Raw genomic sequence first — 21,339 nt, 5'->3', positions numbered from 1 at the left:
GCCCCCAATGGTCGTCGGTGTGGTCAGTGGCCGCGGAACCGGTTGATCGCGTCCTCGTGCCGGGAGCGCAGCTCGCGGTCGCGCACGCCGAGCCCGTCGGAGGGGGCGAGGCAGCGGACGCCGACCTTGCCCTGGTGCGCGTTGCGGTGCACCTCGTACGCGGCCTGGCCGGTCTGCTCCAGGCCGTAGGTCCTGGACACGGTCGGGTGGATCTTGCCCAGTGCCACCAGCCGGTTCGCCTCCCACGCCTCGCGGTAGTTGGCGAAGTGGCTGCCGACGATCCGCTTCAGGTGCATCCAGAGGTAGCGGTTGTCGTACTGGTGCTGGTAGCCGCTCGTGGATGCGCAGGTGACGACGGTGCCGCCGCGCTTGGTCACGTAGACGCTCGCGCCGAAGGTCTCCCGGCCCGGGTGCTCGAAGACGATGTCCGGGTCCTCGCCGCCGGTCAGCTCGCGGATCCGCTCGCCGAAGCGGCGCCACTCGTCCGGGTCCTGGGTCTCCTCGTCCTTCCAGAAGCGGAAGCCCTCGGCGGCCCGGTCGATCACCAGCTCGGCGCCCATCCTGCGGCACAGCTCCGCCTTGTCGGGGGAGGACACCACGCAGACCGGGATCGCTCCGCCGTTGAGCGCCATCTGGGTGGCGTACCCGCCGAGGCCGCCGGAGGCGCCCCAGATCAGCACGACGTCGCCCTGCTTCATGTTCGCCCCGTGGTGCGAGACGAGCTGCCGGTACGCCGTCGAGTTGACCAGGCCGGGGCTGGCCGCCTCCTCCCAGCTCAGGTGACGCGGCTTGGGCATCAGCTGGTTGGCCTTGACCACGGCCAACTCGGCGAGGCCGCCGAAGTTGGTCTCGAAGCCCCAGATCCGCTGCTGCGGGTCGAGCATGGTGTCGTCGTGCCCGGCCGCGTCCTCCAACTCCACCGAGAGGCAGTGCGCGACCACCTCGTCGCCGGCCTTCCAGCGGGTCACCCCGGGCCCGGTGCGCAACACCACGCCGGCGGCGTCCGAGCCGACCACGTGGTACGGCAGGTCGTGCCGCTTGGTCAGCTCGGAGTGCCGGCCGTAGCGCTGGAGGAACTTGAAGGTCGACAGCGGCTCGAAGATGCTGGTCCAGACCGTGTTGTAGTTGATCGCGCTGGCCATGACCGCGACGAGCGCCTCGCCCGGCCCGAGTTCCGGCGTCGGCACCTCCTGCACGTGCAGCGCCTTGCGCGGGTCCTTGTCCCGGGTGGCCAGGCCGTCGAACATCCGGGTCTCGTCGGCGCGCACCACGACGCCCCGGTACGACTCCGGGACCGGCAGGCCGGCGATGCCGCCGAGCTCCCGCTCCGGTTGGTCGGATCCCTCCGCCGCCATGATCGCTTCGAGGATGTCCTGCACGTCGACCTCCCGTTCGTCCGCACCCGCGCACGCGGGCCTGGGTGCTGCCATCGTCGGCGTGAGTGCGGCCGGCCGCCATGTCGGCATCCGACACATCCGGCACGGCCGAGCTCCTGTTGGGGCGGGACGTTACTGAACGGTAGCTAGGGCTGGAAGCCCTCTGTGAAAAACTGCATCGGCCGATGCGTGGAGGTGTCCGGGCGGCGGTCGTACCGCGCAGCGCCGCGCTCGACGCCGGTGGTCACCGGCCCCCGGTCGGTGGCGGGGCCGGTCGTGGGCGTCAGTGCGCGGCGGGCTCGACCAGCTCGACGAGCACGCCGCCGGCGTCCTTCGGGTGGACGAAGTTGACCCGGGAGTTCGACGTGCCGCGCTTCGGGGTGTCGTAGAGCAGCTTCACGCCCCGCTCGCGCAGCGCCGCGCAGGCGGCGTCGATGTCGGCGACCGTGTACGCCACCTGCTGCACGCCCGGCCCCTTGCGGTCCAGGAACTTCGCGATGGTCGACTCGGGCGTCAACGGGGCCAGCAGTTGCAGGCAGCCGCCCTCGGTGGTCGGGCCGACGGCCAGCATCGCCTCGCGTACGCCCTGCTCGGCGTTGGTCTCGGTGTGCACGCAGCGCATTCCGAAGGTGCGCTGGTAGAAGTCGATCGCGGCGTCCAGGTCGGCCACGGCGACCCCGACGTGGTCGATGCGGAGCAGGCCGATGTCTGTGACATAGTCGGCAGCGGTCTCGACGGGGGAGTTCTCAGCCATGGCGCTAGTCTGACCGAACAATCGTTAAGGCGTACAGGTCGGCACCCCCTCGGAGGCAGGCAATGGCTTCGGTGATCGTCAGCGGCGCGCGGACCCCCATGGGGCGCCTGCTGGGCAACCTCAAGGACCTCTCCGCGACCAAGCTCGGCGGCGTGGCGATCAAGGCGGCGCTGGAGCGCGCCGGCGTCGCCCCCGAGCAGGTCCAGTACGTGATCATGGGTCAGGTGCTCCAGGCCGGTGCCGGGCAGATCCCGGCCCGCCAGGCGGCGGTCGAGGCGGGCATCCCGATGTCCGTGCCGGCCCTGACCATCAACAAGGTCTGCCTCTCCGGCCTGGACGCGATCGCCCTGGCCGACCAGCTCATCCGGGCCGGCGAGTTCGACATCGTGGTGGCCGGCGGCATGGAGTCGATGACCAACGCCCCGCACCTGCTGCTCGGTCAGCGCGGCGGCTACAAGTACGGCGACGTCGTGGTCAAGGACCACATGGCGCTGGACGGGCTCACCGACGCCTGGGACTGCTGCTCGATGGGCGAGTCGACCGAGCGGCTCGGCGCGAAGCACGGCATCAGCCGCGAGGAGCAGGACGCGTTCGCCGCGGCCAGCCACCAGCGGGCCGCCGCCGCGCAGAAGAACGGCCACTTCGCCGACGAGATCACCCCGGTGGTCATCCCGCAGCGCAAGGGCGACCCGCTGGTGATCAGCGAGGACGAGGGCATCCGCCCGGACACCACCGTCGAGGTGCTGGCCAAGCTGCGGCCCTCGTTCACCAAGGACGGCACCATCACCGCCGGCAGCTCCTCGCCGATCTCCGACGGCGCCGCCGCCGTGGTCGTGATGAGCAAGGCCAAGGCCAAGGAGCTGGGCCTGACCTGGCTGGCCGAGATCGGCGCGCACGGCAACGTGGCGGGGCCGGACAACTCCCTGCACTCGCAGCCGTCCAACGCCATCCAGCACGCCCTGAAGAAGGGCGGGCTGAGCGTCGAGGACCTCGACCTCATCGAGATCAACGAGGCGTTCGCCCAGGTCGGCATCCAGTCCACCCGTGACCTCGGCATCAGCCCGGACAAGGTCAACGTCAACGGCGGCGCGATCGCGCTGGGCCACCCGATCGGCATGTCCGGCGCCCGGCTGGTGCTCACCCTGGCCCTGGAGCTCAAGCGTCGCGGCGGCGGCACCGGCGCGGCCGCGCTCTGCGGTGGCGGCGGCCAGGGCGACGCACTGGTCATCCACGTCCCGGCCCCTGGCGAGAGCGGCCAGTGAGCGCGACGCGCCGCTGATCGGGTACAGCCGCCGAAAAAAACGAAGGCAGCACAGTGAGCGGGAGGAGTGAGCCGGTCTTGCGAGCCCCGCAGTCGGGAACAGAGGCGGTGCAGTGAGCGAGATCGTCGACGACGTCCCGGCGGCGGGCGCACCCCCGGTGCGCCGCAGTCGGGACGTGCCGATGCTGGTCGAGCGGGCCCGCGCGGGGGATCCCCGCGCGGTGGCCCGGCTGATCACCCTGGTCGAGTCGGGCGACGAGACGCTGCCGCGGATCGCGGCGGCGCTCGCGCCGTACGCCGGGCAGGCCCAGGTGGTCGGCCTGACCGGTTCGCCCGGCGTGGGCAAGTCCACCACCACCAACGAGCTGGTCCGGGCGCTGCGCGCCCGGGGGCACCGGGTCGGCGTGCTGGCGATCGACCCGTCCAGCCCGTTCACGGGCGGGGCGATCCTCGGCGACCGGGTCCGGATGCAGGACCACGCGACCGACCCGGGCGTCTACATCCGCTCGATGTCCAGCCGCGGGCACCTCGGCGGGCTGTCGGCGGCCACGCCGCAGGCGGTCCGCGTGTTGGAGGGCGCCGGCTGCGACGTGGTGCTGGTGGAGACCGTCGGCGTCGGGCAGGCCGAGGTGGAGGTCGCCTCGCTGGCCGATACCACGCTGGTGCTGCTCGCCCCGGGCATGGGTGACGCGATCCAGGCGGTCAAGGCGGGCATCCTGGAGATCGCCGACGTCTTCGTGGTCAACAAGGCCGACCGGGACGGCGCCGACGCCACCTACCGCGACATCCAGGGCATGATCGCCCTGGGCGAGCGCGGCCCGGGCGACTGGCGACCGCAGGTGGTCCGTGCGATCGCCGCGCGGGGCGAGGGGATCGACGACATCGCCGCCGCCATCGACAAGCATCGCGGCTGGCTCGTCGAGCACGGCGAGCTGCGCCGCCGCCAGGAGGCGCGGGCCGCCGCCGAGATCGAGGCGATCGCGCTGGGCGTGCTCCGCGCCCGGATCGGCTCCCTGCGCGACGGTACGGAGCTGCCGGCCCTCGCCGCGAAGGTGGCCGAGGGCGCCCTCGACCCGTACGCGGCGGCCGACGAGCTGCTCGCCCAGCTCGGCTCCTGAGGCGTCCCCTCCGGTTCCCGCCGACCTAGTACGCTCGCACCGCTCCACGGACCCGTGGGGCGGTGCGCGGCGAGTGGGGGGACGATGGGCGACGAGGCGACCCAGGAGCTGTCGGTGACGCCGGACGCGGTGGCGGGCGGGAGCACGCACGTCTCCGACGAGGTGGTGGAGAAGATCGCGGTGGCCGCCACCCGGTCGGTGCCCGGGGTGGCCGAGCTGGGCGGCGACGTGGCCCGGTTCTTCAACGCGGTGCTCGACAAGGTCGGGTTGGACCAGGTCGGCGACGCCCGGCGGGGTTGCTCGGCCCACGTCACGAACGGCGCGGCCGTGGTCAACCTGGTCATCGTGATCGAGGCGGGCCGGCCGGTGCCGCAGGTGACCGACGCCGTCCGGGTGAAGGTGACCGAGGCGGTCGAGGCGTACGGGCTGCGGGTCGACGAGATCAACATCCGGGTCGACGACGTGACGCTGGGGGAGCCCGCCGCGCCGACCGCCTGACCGGTGCGGGCAGCTCAGGTTACCGGCCGGTACGAGTTGCCTTAGCGATCGTTCAGGCTGGGCTCTACACTCGACGTGCAGGTCGAGGACTCGAGGAGGAGCCCCGCGGATGAACGCCGACGAGATCGCAGCCGGACGGGCACGCTGGCAGGCCCGCTACGACGCCGCGCGCAAGCGGGACGCCGACTTCACCACGCTCTCCGGGATGCCCGTCGACCCGGTCTACGGGCCGCCGGAGGGCGTCGCCTACCCGGGCTTCGAGCGGATCGGCTGGCCGGGCGAGTACCCGTACACCCGGGGTCTGTACCCGACCGGCTACCGCGGGCGGACCTGGACCATCCGGCAGTTCGCCGGCTTCGGCAACGCCCGGCAGACCAACGAGCGCTACAAGATGATCCTCGGCGCGGGCGGCGGCGGCCTCTCGGTCGCCTTCGACATGCCCACCCTCATGGGCCGGGACTCGGACGACCCGCAGTCGCTCGGCGAGGTGGGCCACTGCGGCGTCGCGGTGGACAGCGCCGTCGACATGGAGACGCTCTTCGACGGCATCGACCTGGCCGGCGTGACCACCTCGATGACCATCTCCGGGCCGGCCGTGCCCGTGTTCTGCATGTACCTGGTGGCCGCCGAGCGGCAGGGCGCCGACCTGTCCCGGCTGGACGGCACGCTGCAGACCGACATCTTCAAGGAGTACATCGCGCAGAAGGAGTGGCTCTTCGACCCGGAGCCGCACCTGCGCCTGATCGGCGACCTGATGGAGTACTGCGCCCGGGAGATCCCGCGCTACAAGCCGCTCTCGGTCTCCGGCTACCACATCCGGGAGGCCGGCGCGACGGCCGCGCAGGAGCTGGCGTACACGCTCGCCGACGGGTTCGGCTACGTCGAGCTGGGGCTCTCGCGCGGGCTGGACGTCAACGTCTTCGCCCCGGGCCTGAGCTTCTTCTTCGACTCGCACGTCGACTTCTTCGAGGAGATCGCCAAGTTCCGGGCCGCCCGCCGGATCTGGGCCCGCTGGCTGCGCGACGTCTACGGCGCGACCAGCGAGAAGGCGCTCTGGCTACGGTTCCACACCCAGACCGCCGGGGTGTCGCTGACCGCCCAGCAGCCGGTCAACAACGTCGTGCGGACGGCCGTCGAGGCGCTCGCCGCGGTGCTCGGCGGGACCAACTCCCTGCACACCAACGCGCTGGACGAGACCCTCGCGCTGCCCACCGACGAGTCCGCCGAGATCGCCCTGCGTACGCAGCAGGTGCTGATGGAGGAGACCGGGGTGACCAACGTGGCCGACCCGCTCGGCGGGTCGTGGTACGTGGAGGCGCTCACCGACAAGATCGAGGCCGAGGCGGAGGCGATCTTCGCCCGGATCCGGCAGCTCGGCGGGGAGGGCCCGCACCAGATCGGCCCGATGACCTCCGGCATCCTGCGCGGCATCGAGGACGGCTGGTTCACCGGCCACATCGCCGAGTCGGCCTTCGTCTACCAGCAGGCGCTGGAGAAGGGCGACAAGAAGATCGTCGGCGTCAACTGCCACACCGGCACGGTCGCCAAGGACCTGGAGATCCTGCGCATCTCGCACGAGGTGGAACTGGAGCAGCGCCGGGTGCTGGCCGAGCGCAAGGCCGGCCGGGACGACTCCGCCGTCAAGGCGGCGATCGAGCGGATGGTCGCGGTCGGCCGGACCGACGGGAACATGATCCCGGCCATGCTGGACGCCGTACGCGCCGAGGCCACCCTCGGCGAGATCTGCGACGCCCTGCGCGCCGAGTGGGGCGTCTACCGCGAGCCCGCCCGCTTCTGATCCCGCCCGCTTCTGATCCGCCCGACGGCGCCGGGGAACTCCCCGGCGCCGTCGGCTTTCCGGCAGAAGCCCCACACCTGCGACGACCGGTCGTGACAGTTGCAACTGTCGCCGTCGCGGTTGATCTGAGTTCGGCGGGTCGCGTGCGAGACTAGGTAACCATGAGCGACCCACGGATCACCTCGTCGATCTTCACCCGCGGCGCGGTCGACCTCAGCGCGCTGCGCACCCCCGCACCGGCCCCCGCCCGCCCCACCGCCCCCGCCCAGCCCGGCCCCTCGGGAGGCCTGCCCGGCACCGCCGGCGGCGGCGTCAGCGTCATCGACGTCAGCGAGGCGACATTCCAGTCCGAGGTTCTCGAACGCTCGCTCACCACACCGGTGATCGTGGACTTCTGGGCCGAGTGGTGCGAGCCGTGCAAGCAGCTCTCGCCGGTGCTGGAGCGGTTGGCCGCGGAGGGCGGCGGCGCCTGGGTGCTCGCCAAGATCGACGTGGACGCCAACCCGCGGATCGCCCAGATGTTCCGGGTGCAGGGCATCCCGATGGTCTACGCGGTGGTCGGCGGCCAGCCGATCGACGCCTTCTCGGGCGTGGTGCCCGAGGCACAGCTGCGGCAGTGGATCCAGGCGGTGCTCAAGGCTGGTGGCGTGACCGTCGCCGAGCCGGAGGACCCGCGCCTCGACGAGGCCGACGACGCCCTGATGAGCGGCGACCTGGACGCGGCCGAGCGCGCGTACAAGAAGATCCTCGCCGAGTCCCCGGCGGACGCCGCGGCGGAGGCGGGCCTCGCCCAGGTCGGGCTGGCCCGCCGGGTGGCGGGGGCCGACCCGGGCGCGGCGATCGCCGCCGCCCAGGCCAACCCCGACGACGTCGAGGCCCAGCTCCTGGCCGCCGACATCGAGGTGCTCAGCGGTCAGGCCGAGGCGGCGTACGCCCGCCTGGTGGGCCTGGTCCGCCGCACCGCCGGCGACGACCGCGAGAAGGTACGCCAGCACCTGGTCGGCCTCTTCGCGGTCGCCGGGCCGGAGGACCCGGCGGTCGCCTCGGCCCGCCGGGCGTTGGCCAGCGCCCTGTTCTGAGCACGTAGCACGCCAGCGCGGGCCGGCGTTCCGGCCGGCCCGCCCGACACCTGAGGACGGGAGCCCATGATGCGCCGGATCGCCGTCCTCGACGCGCCCAGCAACCTCGGCCTGCGCCCACCCACGTCCACCTCGGTGCCGGGCTGCGCCAAGGCCCCCGGCGCGCTGCGCGACCAGGGGCTGCTCGCCCGGCTGCGGGCCCGCGACGCCGGCTGCCTCACCCCGCCCCGCTACGACCCCGGCGACTGGCGACCCGGCGACGGGGTCTGCCACGCCCGGGAGATCGCCGACTACTCGGCGGCGCTCGCCGAGCGGATCGGCGCCATCATCGACCGCGGGGAGTTCCCGCTGGTCCTCGGGGGCGACTGCTCGATCCTGCTCGGCTCGGCGCTGGCCATGCACCGGCTCGGCGAGGCGGTCGGCGGCCGCATCGGGCTGGTCTTCGTCGACGGCCACTCCGACTTCCGGCACCCCGGCAACGCCTCGTACGTGGGCGCGGCGGCGGGGGAGGACCTCGCCCTGGTCACCGGGCGAGGGCAGGCCGACCTGGCCGCCATCGAGGGGCGCCGGCCGTACTTCCGGGACATCGACGTGGTGGTGCTCGGCATCCGCGCGCAGGACGAGTACCGCCTCGACCTCCAGGCCGCCGGGATCACCACCCGTCCGGTGCCGGCGCTGCGCGCCGAGGGTGCGGCGCGTACCGCCCAGTGGGCGCACGAGCAGCTCGCCGACTGCGCCGGCTACTGGGTGCACATCGACGTGGACGTGCTGGACCCGGCCGTGATGCCGGCCGTGGACGCCCCCGACCCGGGCGGCATCGCCTTCGCCGAGCTGGAGATCCTGCTCGCCGGGCTGGTCGACACCCCGCACTGCCTCGGCGTCGAGCTGACCGTCTTCGACCCCGACTACGACCCGGACGGCGCGTACGCGGCCGAGATCGTCAACACCGTCGTGGCCGGGCTGCGCCCCGTCTCCGCCCCGGGCGCGTTGCCGCCCCGGCTGCTGCCGGACTCGTCGGCGGCTACCGCCCCCGCGGTCCGCGCCTCGTCGGCCGGCAACTCCTCGGTCCGCTCCTTGTCGGTACCGCCGGCCCGGCGGGGCAACGGCCGTCCGGAGCCCCCGATCACGCCCTCGCCCGTTCCCGCTTCTGCCGCCGTCCCCGCCCCCGAGGACGACGATGACGACCGTCACCCGGGCGGCGGCGTCGAGGCGCGCGCCGAGGGCGTTCCGCCAGCTCTTCTCGGGTCGGTCGGCCCGGTTGACGCGGTCGGGGTGGTTGCCCCGGTGGCCGACGGCACCGGTCCCGGCCTGGCCGCGCCGGAACCGGTCGGTCCGCCCGCCTCCGCCGGGCCTGGCCTGTTGCGCCGGGCGCCGTTCGCGGGCCTGGGCCCGGAGGATTCGCCGTCCGCGACCGACGACGGCACCTCGCCGTCCACCGCCGGCATCGCCTGACGGCTGTCGGGGTCTCCGACAGAGCCGGCCCATCGGTGCGCTCTGCCGACGTTGGTCGGTGTCGGCCCTGCGGCGTCGCGACTGCCCCGCCTGTGGGGGCAGCTCGACAGCGTCGAGCCGGCGGGTACGCCGCGGTCGGGTGTCAGCCGGCCCGGTCCGCGTCACCCCGGTCCGGTCGGGTGCGACCCGTGGTAGGGCTGGCGCGCTGGGCGCGTCAGCGGGCCAGGGCGCGCAGGAAACGCTCGGCGGCGGGGACGGCGGTGGCGGTGCTGGCGCCGCCCTGCTCGACGAAGACCGCGAACGCGACGTCGCCTTGCCAGCCGACGAACCAGGCGTGCGTGTGCGCCGGGTTGTTGTCGTACTCGGCGGTGCCGGTCTTGCCGTGCACCGGCGCGCCCGGCACGTCCTTCAGCGCGGTGCCGGAGCCCGCCGTCACCACCTCGCGCATCATCGCCTTGACCGCCTCGACCGACTCCGGCTTGAGCTGCGGGCCGGGGGCGGCGGGCTGGGCCGGGGCCGGGTCAAGCACCAGTTTCGGCTGTTCGAATCGCCCCCGGGCGACCGCCGCGGTGGCGGACGCCATGGCCAGCGGGCTGACGACCGTGGTGCCCTGCCCGATCGCGGCGGCGGCCTGCTCGGTCGCGCCGCCGTTCGCGGAGACCTTGCCCGTGAAGGCGTCGAGGCCCACGTCCCACTGCCCCTCCAGCCCGAGCGACCGGCCGGCGACGGCCAGCCCGTCGGGGCCGAGCTTCGGCGCCAGCGCCGTGAACGCCGTGTTGCAGGACTTCGCGAAGTCGGTGCGGAACGGCACTGCCCCCAGCTCGAAGTTGTCGGAGTTCTTGAACGGCCGGCCGTCCACCGTGAACGTCTTCGGGCAGGCCACCGTCGTGTCCGGCGTCACCGCGCCGAGGTCGAGCAGGCCGAGCGCGCTGACCATCTTGAACGTGGAGCCCGGCGGGACCTGGGCGGTGAAGGCCAGGTTCTCCCCGGCCGCGCCGGGACCGTTGGCGGCGGCGAGTACGGCACCGTCGCTGATCCGCACCGCCACCAGCGCCGCCCGGCGCTTCTCGGCGCGCAGGGCGGCGTCGGCCGCGTTCTGGGTGGCCACGTCGAGCGTGGTCTTCAGCGGCTGCCCCGGCTGCGGCTCGCGGCGGAACACCTCGGTGCCGGTGGGGACCAGCGTGCCGTCCGGGCCGGGCCGCTCGGTGATCACGGTCAGCCCGGGCGCGCCGCGCAGCCGTTCGTCGTAGCGGCCCTGGAGGCCGCCGTGGCCGACCAGGTCGCCGGCCGCGTAGCGGTCGGGGTGCTTCGCCAGGTCGTCGGCCTGGGCCGGGTCGACCGAGCCGAGCACCGCCCGGGCGAACTCGCGGGTGGGCGCGAGGTCGAGCTTGTCGCTGCGGAACTTGGTGCCCGGCAGGTCGTAGATGCGGGTCTTGATCTGCCGGTACGCCTCCTCGCGCAGGGTGACCACCTCGACGAACGCGCCCGGGTCGGCGTCGGCGAGCCGCTTGGGCAGGCCGGAGAGGTCCACCGGCGGGGTGATCGCCGGCCGGATCGCCCGGAAGGCCGCGTCCAGCTTCCGGGTCAGGCCCGCCACGTCGGTGACCTCGCTCGGTTGCAGCCCCACCCGCACCACGGGCCGGGGTGCCACGATCGGCTGGCCGGCGGCGTCGAGCACCGCGGCCCGGGGGCCGGGGTCCCGGCGCAGCCCGAGCCGGTCGCCCCGGCTGAGCTGCTCCTGCACCAGCTGCGGCTCCCAGATCACCCGCCACTCGTCGTCGCCGCCGCGGCTGAGCCGCACCTGCCGGTCGTACGCCCAGCGGGTCTGGCCCGGGAGGCTCCACTCGACCGTGACCACCGCCGTCGCGACGTCCGCGGTGATCTTCGCGTCGCCCTGGCGGGTCAGCGCCGGCGGCGTGGCCGCCAGCTCGCCGGAGAGCTCCTTGATCTCGCGGGACACGTCGGCGGCCGGCACCTTCGCGCCCGCCGGGTCCACGAACCCGACGGCCTGGAGGTCCCCGGACCGCCAGCCGGCCAGGAACGCGTCGACGCTGCGCTCCGGCCCGTCGTTGCCCGAGCAGGCGGTGAGCGCGCCGGCCGCGAGCGCGGTCACGGCGAGCAGCGCGAGCGACGGGCGGAGCCGGTTGCGAGGGTGACGGCTGGGGTACGAGGGGTGCATGGAGCAGTCCTCCGATCTCGGAACTGCCGTCACGCTAGTACGGCCGCGCCGTCCGTACCGTCCCGAGGCGGCTGCGACGTGCGCAAAGACGGGCCTGCGACGGGGTGATGAACAACCGGTGGCGGGGTAACCCCCGACCGGCCAACCTCGTATCCGCAACGGGTGAAAGGACAAAGTCCGGAACCGGACGTCCGCACCGTGGTCCGCCGACGAAGGCGCGGAACGGTAGGGCCTAGGCTGGGCGGCAGAGTGACCCACAACGCGGTGGGTCGAGGGGAGTGGCACCGATGGACCGGCGTCCGGCGATCAAACCGGGACCCGACCTCCGGCAGGCTGACACCAGCCGGGACGACAGCTTCGATTCGGCAACCGACGGGGACGGCTTCGGCCGGCCCGACACAGGGGTGACCGGGATGACCGGTACGAGTATCGACACGATCTACGACCTGGGCCTACCCGCTGACGCGCTGGCCGACGACGTGGAGGACAACGAGCTCGACGAGCCGGTACCCAACGCGGAGCGCCTGGTGGCCCAGGCCGTGGCGCTCGCCGGCGACGACCACGACGTGGCGACCCTGGTCAGCCGCTTCTGGCGGTTCGCGCCGGACGAGGAGCTGATCGGCTTCACCGCCGAGGAGATGCTCGAAGCGGCGCGCGCGCACCGGGACCTGGCCCAGCAGCGGGTGCCGGGCGAGTTGAAGCTCCGCATCCACGAGCCCGACGCCGACCAGCACCACACGGTCATCGAGATCGTGACCGACGACATGCCCTTCCTGGTCGACTCGGTGACCGCCCTGCTCAACGCGCGCCACCTGGACGTGCACCTGCTGGTGCACCCGCTGGTGGTGGTGCGGCGCGAGCCGCTGGGCCGGCTGGTCGAGGTCTCCGCCGACGTCGAGCCCGACGACGCGCTCGCCGGCGACCTGGTCGAGAGCTGGATGCACATCGAGATCGACCCGGTCCGGGACGCCGCCGAACGGGAGAAGCTGCGCCGCGAGCTCCAGCGCGTGCTGACCGACGTGCGGGAGGCGGTCGAGGACTGGCCGAAGATGCGCCAGCGGGCCCTCGCCCTCGCCGACGAGCTGGCCGCCGCGCGGACGTCGGACAACCGGCCGCCGGTGCCGGAGAAGGACATCACCGACTCGGTGGAGTTGCTCCGCTGGCTCGCCCACGACCACTTCACGTTCCTCGGGTACCGGGAGTACCGCCTGGCCGACACCGGCGACGGGGGGCAGGCGCTGGAGGCCGTGCTCGGCACCGGGCTGGGCATCCTGCGCCAGGACTCCCCGGAGGCCCGGCCGCTGTCGTCGATGACGCCGGAGGCGCACGACAAGGTCACCGAGAAGCGCCTGCTGATCATCACCAAGGCGAACTCGCGGGCGACCGTGCACCGCTCCGCCTACCTCGACTACATCGGCTTCAAGATCTTCAACGAGGCCGGCGAGGTGGTCGGCGAGCGGCGCTTCCTGGGCCTGTTCTCCACGGCGGCGTACCGCACCAGCGTGCGCGAGCTGCCGGTGGTCCGCCGCAAGGTGGCCGAGGTGCTGGACCGCTCCGGCCTGAGCCAGCGCAGCCACTCCGGCAAGGACCTGCTCCAGATCCTGGAGACCTACCCGCGCGACGAGCTGTTCCAGATCAAGACCGACGACCTCTACCACGCGGTGATCGGCGTGCTGCGGATGGCCGGTCGCCGGCAGCTGCGGGTGTTCCTGCGCCGGGACGCGTACGGGCGGTTCATCTCCTGCCTGATCTACCTGCCCCGGGACCGGTTCACCACGCAGAACCGGCTGCGCATGCAGGACATCCTGCTCCGCGAGCTGCACGGCGTCGGGGTCGACTACACGACCCGGGTCACCGAGTCGATGCTCGCCCGGGTGCACTTCACCGTCCGGACCGACCCGACCAAGCCCCCGAGCGACATCGACGCCGACCTGCTCGCCGAGGAGTTGGCCGACGCCACCCGGCTGTGGGACGACGACTACCGGCTGGTGTTGGAGCGCAAGCTCGGCGACGAGCAGGCCAAGCACCTGTTCAGCCGGTACGCCGACGCCTTCCCGGAGGGCTACAAGGACGGCCACACGCCGTACGAGGCGATGAAGGACCTGGCCAAGCTGGAGCTGCTGGAGGAGCCCGGCCAGCTGGAGATGCACCTGTTCCGCAAGCAGGCCGCGCCGCGGGCCGGCGGGCGGGGCCCGGACGTCGACGAGGCGATGGACGTCCGCTTCAAGGTCTACCGGTACGGCGAGCCGATGATGCTCTCCGCAGTGCTGCCGGTGCTGCACTCCCTCGGCGTCCGGGTGGTCGACGAGCACCCGTACGAGGTGGACCGGATCGACGGCCGCGTCTACCTCTACGACTTCGGGCTGCGGCTGCCGGAGGGGCACCAGGAGCTGGCCGAGGTGCGCCCGCACGTGGAGAACGCCTTCGCGGCGGCGTGGCGGGGCGAGGCCGAGGTCGACGGCTTCAACGAGCTGGTGCTGCGTAGCGGCCTCACCTGGCGGCAGGTGGTCGTGCTTCGGGCGTACGCGAAGTACCTGCGCCAGACCGGCGCGGTCTTCTCGCAGGAGTACATGGAGTCGACCTTCATCGCGTACCCGAGGATCGTCACGCTGCTGGTGGAGCTCTTCGAGGTCCGGTTCGCGCCGGGCGCGATGGGTCACGAGGAGCGGGAGCAGCGCAGCGAGAAGCTGGTCGCGGAGATCCGGGGCGCGCTGGACGACGTCGTCAGCCTCGACCAGGACCGGATCCTGCGCGCCTACCTGACGCTGATCCAGGCCACCCTGCGCACCAGCTTCTACCAGAAGCGCGAGGACGGGCGGCCGAAGTCGTACGTGGCGTTCAAGCTGGACCCGCAGGCGATCCCCGACCTGCCGGCGCCCCGGCCGAAGTTCGAGGTCTTCGTGTACTCGCCGCGCTTCGAGGGCGTGCACCTGCGGTTCGGGCCGGTGGCCCGGGGCGGGCTGCGCTGGTCCGACCGCCGGGAGGACTTCCGCACCGAGGTGCTCGGCCTGGTCAAGGCGCAGATGGTGAAGAACGCCGTGATCGTGCCGGTCGGCGCGAAGGGCGGCTTCGTGCTCAAGCAGAAGCCGGGGGACCGCGACGAGGCGGTCGTCTGCTACAAGGAGTTCATCTCGGCGCTGCTGGACGTCACGGACAACATCGTCAGCGGCGAGATCGTGCCGCCGGAGGACGTGGTCCGGCACGACGGCGACGACCCGTACATGGTGGTCGCGGCGGACAAGGGCACGGCGACGTTCTCGGACATCGCCAACGAGATCTCCACGGCGCACAACTTCTGGCTCGGCGACGCGTTCGCCTCCGGCGGCTCCGCGGGGTACGACCACAAGAAGATGGGCATCACCGCCCGGGGCGCCTGGGAGTCGGTGAAGCGGCACTTCCGCGAGATGGGGCACGACACCCAGACCCAGGACTTCACCGTCGTGGGCGTGGGCGACATGTCCGGCGACGTGTTCGGCAACGGGATGCTGTTGTCGGAGCACATCCGGCTGGTGGCCGCGTTCGACCACCGGCACATCTTCCTCGACCCGGACCCGGACGCCGCCACCTCGTACACGGAGCGGAAGCGGTTGTTCGAGCTGCCCCGCTCGTCGTGGGAGGACTACAACCGGGAGCTGATCTCGGCCGGCGGCGGCGTGTACCCGCGTACCGCCAAGTCGGTGCCGATCTCGCCGCAGGTCCGCGAGCGGCTCGGCCTGGACGCCGAGGTGGAGCAACTCTCGCCGCAGGAACTGATGAAGGCGATCCTGACCGCGCCGGTCGACCTGTTCTGGAACGGCGGCATCGGCACGTACGTGAAGGCCTCCAGCCAGACCAACGCGGAGGTGGGCGACAAGTCCAACGACGCGATCCGGGTGGACGGCAAGAACCTGCGCTGCCGGGTGGCCGGCGAGGGCGGCAACCTGGGCTGGACCCAGCTCGGCCGGATCGAGTACGCCCAGACCGGCGGCCGGATCTACACGGACTTCATCGACAACGCGGCCGGGGTGGACTGCTCCGACCACGAGGTGAACATCAAGATCCTGCTGAACACGGCGGTCGCCGACGGCGCGCTGACCCTCCCCGAGCGGGACGAGCTGCTCGCCGACATGACCGACGAGGTCGCCGAGCTGGTGCTGCGGGACAACTACGACCAGGCCCGGGCGATCAACAACGCGCAGGCGCAGGCCGCCTCGCTGCTGCCGGTGCACCGGCGGATGATCACCGAGCTGGAGCGTTCCGGGGCGCTGAACCGGTCCCTGGAGGCGCTGCCGCCGGACGACGAGCTGGCGGTGCGGACCGAGTCCGGGCTGACCGCGCCGGAGTTCGCGGTGCTGCTGGCGTACGTCAAGATCGTCCTGGAGACGGAGATCCTCGCCGAGGGGCTCGCGGACGAGGAGTGGACGACCGACGTCCTGGTCAACTACTTCCCGACGCCGATGCGCGAGCGGTTCGCCGACCGGATGGGCCAGCACCGGCTGCGCCGGGACATCGTGACCACCGTCCTGGTCAACGAGGCGATCAACCGGGGCGGCATCACGTTCGTCTTCCGGGTGGTCGAGGAGACGGCCGCCTCGGCGGCGGACGTGATCCGCGCGTACGTGGTGGTCCGCGAGGTCTTCGGGCTGCGCGAGCTGTGGGACGCCGTGGAGGCCCTGGACAACAAGGTCGACCCGGAGCTGCAGACGAGCGTCTACCTGGACAGCCGGCGGCTGCTGGACCGGGCGGTGCGGTGGCTGGTCACCAACCGCCGCTCGCCGATCGACGTGCCGGCGGAGATCGCCCGGTTGCGCGACGGCGTGGCCCGGCTCCTGCCCGACCTGGAGGAGCGCTTTTACGGCAGCGAGCGGGAGTCGCTGGCGGCCCACATCGACTCGCTGACCGAGCGAGGGCTGCCGCGCGACCTGGCCGAGCAGACGACCCGGCTGATGTACAGCTTCGGCCTGCTCGACGTGGTGGAGACGGCGGCGAGCAGCGGGCGCGACGTCGGCGAGGTGGCCCCGGTCTACTTCGTGCTCTCCGACCGCTTCCGGGTCGACTCGCTGCTGTCGAAGATCTCCCTGCTGCCGCGGGAGGACCGCTGGCAGACGCTGGCCCGGATGGCGCTGCGCTACGACCTGTACGCCGCGCTGGCCGCGCTGACCGCCGAGGTGCTCGACTCCACCCCCGGCACCCTGCCGCCGCAGGAGCGGGTGCAGGAATGGGAGCAGTCGAACGCCACGTCGATCCACCGGGCCGAGCGGGCGATGGGGGAGTTCGACGAGTCCCGGGCTGACCTCGCCGCCCTGTCGGTGCTGCTGCGCCAGATCCGCACCCTGGTGCGGACCTCCGCCGCCGCCTGACGCCGGACACGCCGCGCGGTCCGGCCGGTCGGTTCCCCGACCGGCCGGACCGCGTCGTCGTTTCCCGGCGTCCCGCCTCCGCTGCCGTGCCGCGGCGCCGGGGCCACGACGTGGCGGGCCGCCACCGCCCGGCGCGGACCCGCCCGCCGGCGGAGGCCCTGGATCAGGCGGTCATGGAGGCGAAGACGACCACGTTGTCCGGGTAGCTGCGCGCCGCCTCGTCGAAGACGCCGCCGCAGGTGACCACCCGCAGGCCGGGCCGGTCGCTGGGGCCGTAGACCTGCTCCGTCGGGAACTCGGTCTTCGGGTACGCCTTCACCGACTCGACCGTGAACGTGACCCGCTGCCCGTCCTCGCGGGTGACGGCGATCGTGTCACCGGGTTGCAGGGCGCCGAGAGAGAAGAAGACCGCCGGCCCGATCACCGCCGAGTCGACGTGCCCGACGATGACCGCGTTGCCGACCTCCCCCGGGCTGGGCCCCGGCTCGTACCAGCCGGCGCGCTGCGCCTGCTCCAGCGGGGGCACCTGGACGGTGCCGTCCGGGTTGGTGCCGAGCGACATGATCGAGGCGTCGACCCCGATCCGGGGGATGCTGATCGTGGTGGGGGTGGAACGGGCCAGCCCCGTCGCGGCCCCGCCGGCGACGTCCGGGTCCGCGCCGTCGGGCCCCGACACCGCCGCCCCGGAGGTGTCGGGTCCGGCCTGCGCCAGGGGCTGCGGCGGGCGGGGGGCGGGGGCGGTCATGACCGACGCGCCGATCATGCCGGCGCCCACCACGGCGAGCAGGACGACGGTGGCCGCGCCGGCGGCGCGCCACGGTTTCCCGTGACGGCCGCCGGCCCATCTCGCCGTCATGTCAGACCAGCGACTCATCGGTCTGACGCCGACGCATCAGCACCAGGCCGCCCAGGGCGGCCGCGCCGAGCAGGCTGGCCCCACCGGCGGCCAGGCCCCGGTCGGTCCCGGCGCCGGCGCCGCCGTCGCCGCCGTCGACCCCGCCGCGCGGCAGGACGACGAGCTCACCCTCGCCGCACGAGCCCTTGAGCTCGTAGCGGCCCGGCTTGGCGTCCTCGGAGACCTCGGCCTCGCCGTAGTAGACGTAGTCACGCTTGTGCTCCCAGCGGTCCTTGTCCTTGTCGTCCTTCCGGGACTCCTCGTCGGACCAGTCCTTCTTCTCGTGGTCCTTCTTCCGGTCGCCCTCGTCCGAGCCGTACCCCTCGTGGTCCTTGCGGTCCTCCTCGCGGCCGCCGTCGCCACGGTCCGAGCCCCAGCTGTCCGAGCCGTACTTGTCGTGGTCCTTGCGGTCCTCGCCCTCGCGGCCGCTGTCGCCTCGCTCGTCCGAGCCGTACTTGTCGTGGTCCTTGCGCTCCTCGCCCTCGCGGCCACCCTCGGCGTCCTGGCCGTGCTCGTAGCCCTTCCAGTCGCCCTCGTCGGCGGCGCCGCCGCCCTGGCCGTAGGTGGTCGTCGGCTGCGGCTTGGCGGTCTCGTCCTTGCCTTCGTGCTCCTTGCCCTTGTCCTTGTCGTGCTCCTTGTCCTTGTCGTGCTCCTTGCCCTTGTCGTGCTCCTTGCCTTCGTGGTCCTTGCCCTTGTCGTGGTCCTTGCCCTTGTCGTGTTCCTTGCCCTTGTCGTGGTCGCCGGAGCCCTTCTCCCCGCGCCAGTCGTCGCGGCCCTCGGCCGGCTTGAGATTGACCTTGCCCGTGACCTTGGACCACACGTAGGCGTGCTCCTGGCGCTCCGAGCAGACCTCGAGCAGCTTGACCGTTTCGCCCGCCTTGACGACGTGGGGCTTGGCGTAGACCTTGCCCTCGTCGTGGTGGCCGTCCGCGAACGCGATACCCGGCGTGAACACGAGCAGGGAGGCACCACCGAGGGCAGCGCCCGCAACGACCTTCCCGAGCATCTTGTTTGCCATGACCTGCGTCACTCCATCCCTGTTGTCCTAGGCTCGGTGGCAACCGAGCTACGAACGACGTTAGACCGTTTCATGAGCTATGCAGGGAAAGATTCGTGTTTGCCCCTATGTCAGGCATCCGGGCGGCAGGCGTGATATGCCCGGTTTTGAGCGTTATACGGCTTTCCTGTCCCGGTGGCACCGCGACGGCTGCCTCGTGCCGGCCGGGGCGCTCGGTGGGTGTCGTCCTGTCCGGCGACCCCGCCGTCGACGACGCCCCCGCCGACCACCCCCGCCCGGCCCTTGGCAGCGGGTGGACAACCCCCACCTGAACGCCCAGGGGCACGTGAACCCGGAGTGGACGGCCAAGGCCGAGTCGGTGCCGGGCGGCAACCGGGTGCCGAACAACCTCGACCGCCGGGTGGCTCGACCGGATCGCCGCCGTCAACGGGACCTCGGACAGCAGCACCAACGGCGCGACGGGCGTGCGGGACCACCTGGCGAGGCGCTGGAGCGGGGCGAAGTAAATCCAGGTCGTCCTCTGCGACCCTGCCCGGCCGGGACTGCACTGCGCCGGCGTCCAACGGTGAGCTGGGCCCGAACGACCTGCCTCGCCACAAGGCCGAGTGCAGCGACCCGATCGCCGCGATCCAGGGCGACCCGAAACAAACGTCTACAACCACATCGACGCCGCCCACCACGGCTGGATCGGCTGGGACGGCAACCTCGGTCCGACCGCCGACATGCTGAAGAGCGCCGCGGTCGCCTGTGGCAGCATCGTGGACGAGGCGCACGGCTTCATCGTCAACACGGCCAACTGCTGGCCCTGCGGGAGCCGTACGTCAGGGTCACCGACAAGGGGCGGCTTCCGCCCGGCCCACCGGCCGGGCGCGACGACCAGTGTGGACACCTACGTCAACAGCGGCCCGGTGGACCGGCGGATCCACCCGGCAACTGGTACGAACAGGGGCCCGACACGGCGTTTACCCGCCGCTGGCAGCAGGTGGGGGCGCTCCGGCGGCGGGGTTCCCGGCCCCCGGCCCGACCGCTCGACCGTCGGGCCGGGGGCCTGTCACGTACGGCGGTCAGGGGACCGTTTTCTCGATCGCCGCCCGGCCCAGCTCGGCCAGGTCCCGGCGGGCCCGCTCGATGTTCTCCGGCGTCAGGTCCTGGCCCCTGGCCGCCACCAGGTCCTCCGGCTCCCAGGGCTGCTCCGCGCCGGTGCGGATGTTGTCCGGCGCCGCCCCCGTGCCGGTGCCGGTGGCCCCGGTGCCGGCGGCGTACGGGTCACCGATCAGCTGGTCGGTCGGCGCGCCGCCCCGCGGCTGGTCACCGGGCTCCGCGAACGACGGAGTGTCCCGGTCGGCGCCGCCGCCGGTCATCAGCTGGGGGATGCCGGTGTCGTCCTCGACCGCCGCGGCCACCTCGGGGCTCTCCTCCAGCGGTCGGTCACGGTCACGATCCGTCATGTCGCTGCCCTCCTGCCGCCAGGTGGTTTCCTGATCCTCCTGGCGTACCCCGCGTGGCGGCGCCCATGCCCCCCGCCGGATGCCGAACGGCCGGCCCGGCCGTCGCGCCGGGCACGCCGCCGACGCGGGCCCGCGCCGGCACGAGCGCACCGCCGGGCGCCCCCGGGCCCGGTCCCCCCGGGGGCGCCCGTGCGAGCGGTCAGCGTCCGAGCACGCGGTCGAGGAAGTCGCGGTAGTGGCGGACCGCCATCCGCAACTGCTCGGTGTCGGCCGAGCCGGCGTCCTGCCAGCCGCCCAGCTTGTTCTTCTGTGCGGACAGCGCCGAGGCGAGCGCCTGGATCGCCTCGTCGACCAGCGACTGCGCCTCCCCGGCCGCCGCGCGGGGGTCGTCCACGAACCGTAGCTGGACGTCCCGCCAGCGGTCCCGGAAACCCTGCGCCGCCGTGGGGTCGAAGAGCGTGGCCGGCTCGGCGGCGACGGTCGAACCCGCCGGCCGGGACGTCCCGGCCGACTCCAGCGAGCCGGCGGCAGCACCCGTGCGCCCGGCCGACGCGTGCTCGGCGTCGGGGTCGACCATGGCGGGGGTGGCGCTGCCGTACCCGGGCCCGCCGGCCGCGGCGGTCTCCGGGTCGCCCGTCCAGCCGGTCAGGTCGGTCCGGCGCTCGGGGCCACCGTCGGTGGCGTCCGGCGGCAGCACGGTCGTGCCGCCGGGTGACCCGCCGCGCTCGTCGGGCCGGCCCTCGCCACGCTCACCGGCACCGCGGAACTCGGCGGTCGGGTCGGCCCGGCGCCCCTCCCGGGCGCCGTCCACGGCCCCGTCGCCCGGACGCGCGGTCGACTCCGTACGCGGGTCGACCTCGTCCTCCGGGCGGGGGCTGGCCAGGGCGGACGCGGCCACCGCGTCGCCGACGGTGGTGGCGCCGAAGGCCGTCGGCAGCGGACCGGGCTCGTGGAACTCCGGCCGCCCGCCGTCGGCGTCCCGGCCGCCGGAGCGTGCCGCGCCGGCGTTCCGGTCGCGGGACCGTGCCGCGTCGGCGTCCCGATCGCCGGACCGTTCGTCGTCGGCGGTCCCGCGGCGCGGGGCGCGCTCGCCGGCGACCGCCGGGTCGTCGAACGTGCCCCGC

At 73.1% G+C, this 21,339-nt stretch carries 12 protein-coding genes and 3 pseudogenes; 8 read left to right on the top strand and 7 right to left on the bottom strand.

All coding sequences use genetic code 11. From position 1 onward, the window contains the following. Positions 1–23 precede the first annotated feature (23 nt). Together ccrA and mce are read right to left on the bottom strand one after the other, a co-directional pair. Positions 24–1,379 carry a crotonyl-CoA carboxylase/reductase gene (gene ccrA / locus ABZ793_RS12770; protein ID WP_357456236.1) on the bottom strand — a complete coding sequence of 452 codons (1,356 nt, stop codon included), beginning with the start codon at positions 1,377–1,379 and terminating at the stop codon, positions 24–26. A gap of 280 nt (positions 1,380–1,659) precedes the next feature. Then, positions 1,660–2,130 carry a methylmalonyl-CoA epimerase gene (gene mce / locus ABZ793_RS12765; protein ID WP_350708691.1) on the bottom strand — a complete coding sequence of 157 codons (471 nt, stop codon included), beginning with the start codon at positions 2,128–2,130 and terminating at the stop codon, positions 1,660–1,662. 62 nt (positions 2,131–2,192) lie between these two features. Between mce and ABZ793_RS12760 the strand changes: the two genes are divergently transcribed. From ABZ793_RS12760 to ABZ793_RS12735, 6 genes and pseudogenes are all read left to right on the top strand, one after another. Beyond that, on the top strand, positions 2,193–3,392 hold the full coding sequence (locus ABZ793_RS12760) for an acetyl-CoA C-acetyltransferase (RefSeq protein ID WP_357456178.1): 1,200 nt from the start codon (positions 2,193–2,195) through the stop codon (positions 3,390–3,392). A 112-nt stretch (positions 3,393–3,504) separates the two neighbouring features. Continuing rightward, positions 3,505–4,509 (top strand): methylmalonyl Co-A mutase-associated GTPase MeaB, encoded by a 1,005-nt coding sequence (gene meaB / locus ABZ793_RS12755; RefSeq protein ID WP_357456175.1) that lies wholly within the window; start codon positions 3,505–3,507, stop codon positions 4,507–4,509. 84 nt (positions 4,510–4,593) lie between these two features. Beyond that, a complete protein-coding gene (locus ABZ793_RS12750; protein WP_350708685.1) occupies positions 4,594–5,007 on the top strand; it encodes an Asp23/Gls24 family envelope stress response protein in 414 nt (137 codons plus the stop codon). Positions 5,008–5,116: 109 nt separating this feature from the next. Then, positions 5,117–6,805, top strand: coding sequence for a methylmalonyl-CoA mutase family protein (locus tag ABZ793_RS12745; protein WP_357456170.1), 1,689 nt, complete (start codon positions 5,117–5,119; stop codon positions 6,803–6,805). 161 nt (positions 6,806–6,966) lie between these two features. Then, positions 6,967–7,884 (top strand): tetratricopeptide repeat protein, encoded by a 918-nt coding sequence (locus tag ABZ793_RS12740; RefSeq protein ID WP_357456167.1) that lies wholly within the window; start codon positions 6,967–6,969, stop codon positions 7,882–7,884. A gap of 66 nt (positions 7,885–7,950) precedes the next feature. Continuing rightward, positions 7,951–8,886 (top strand): annotated as a pseudogene (locus ABZ793_RS12735) (arginase family protein); the annotation flags it as partial. Between the two features lie 664 nt (positions 8,887–9,550). On the opposite strand, the gene ABZ793_RS12730 reads toward ABZ793_RS12735, so the two are convergent. Next, on the bottom strand, positions 9,551–11,515 hold the full coding sequence (locus ABZ793_RS12730) for a penicillin-binding transpeptidase domain-containing protein (protein WP_357456164.1): 1,965 nt from the start codon (positions 11,513–11,515) through the stop codon (positions 9,551–9,553). A gap of 287 nt (positions 11,516–11,802) precedes the next feature. Between ABZ793_RS12730 and ABZ793_RS12725 the strand changes: the two genes are divergently transcribed. Beyond that, the gene (locus ABZ793_RS12725) at positions 11,803–16,854 is read left to right on the top strand and encodes an NAD-glutamate dehydrogenase (protein WP_357456161.1); all 5,052 of its coding nucleotides are present in this window, start codon (positions 11,803–11,805) and stop codon (positions 16,852–16,854) included. 163 nt (positions 16,855–17,017) lie between these two features. Here ABZ793_RS12725 and ABZ793_RS12720 read toward each other — a convergent pair whose 3' ends face one another. Both ABZ793_RS12720 and ABZ793_RS12715 read right to left on the bottom strand, forming a co-directional pair. Continuing rightward, positions 17,018–17,710, bottom strand: coding sequence for a class F sortase (locus ABZ793_RS12720; protein ID WP_357456158.1), 693 nt, complete (start codon positions 17,708–17,710; stop codon positions 17,018–17,020). A gap of 1 nt (position 17,711) precedes the next feature. Further along, the gene (locus ABZ793_RS12715) at positions 17,712–18,767 is read right to left on the bottom strand and encodes a hypothetical protein (RefSeq protein WP_357456155.1); all 1,056 of its coding nucleotides are present in this window, start codon (positions 18,765–18,767) and stop codon (positions 17,712–17,714) included. A 231-nt stretch (positions 18,768–18,998) separates the two neighbouring features. Between ABZ793_RS12715 and ABZ793_RS12710 the strand changes: the two are divergent. After that, positions 18,999–19,587 (top strand): annotated as a pseudogene (locus tag ABZ793_RS12710) (glycoside hydrolase family 6 protein); the annotation flags it as partial. 244 nt (positions 19,588–19,831) lie between these two features. Here the strand turns inward: ABZ793_RS12710 and ABZ793_RS12705 are convergent. Both ABZ793_RS12705 and ABZ793_RS12700 read right to left on the bottom strand, forming a co-directional pair. Next, entirely contained in the window at positions 19,832–20,215 is a 384-nt protein-coding gene (locus ABZ793_RS12705) for a hypothetical protein (protein ID WP_357456152.1), read from the bottom strand. Between the two features lie 757 nt (positions 20,216–20,972). Further along, positions 20,973–21,179 (bottom strand): annotated as a pseudogene (locus tag ABZ793_RS12700) (hypothetical protein); the annotation flags it as partial. Positions 21,180–21,339 lie beyond the last annotated feature (160 nt).

This window comes from Micromonospora sp. NPDC047465 (assembly GCF_040643125.1).
Taxonomy (GTDB): Bacteria; Actinomycetota; Actinomycetes; order Mycobacteriales; family Micromonosporaceae; genus Micromonospora.
Note: the sequence above shows the minus strand (reverse complement) of the source record. Positions and strands in the feature narration are given on the sequence as shown.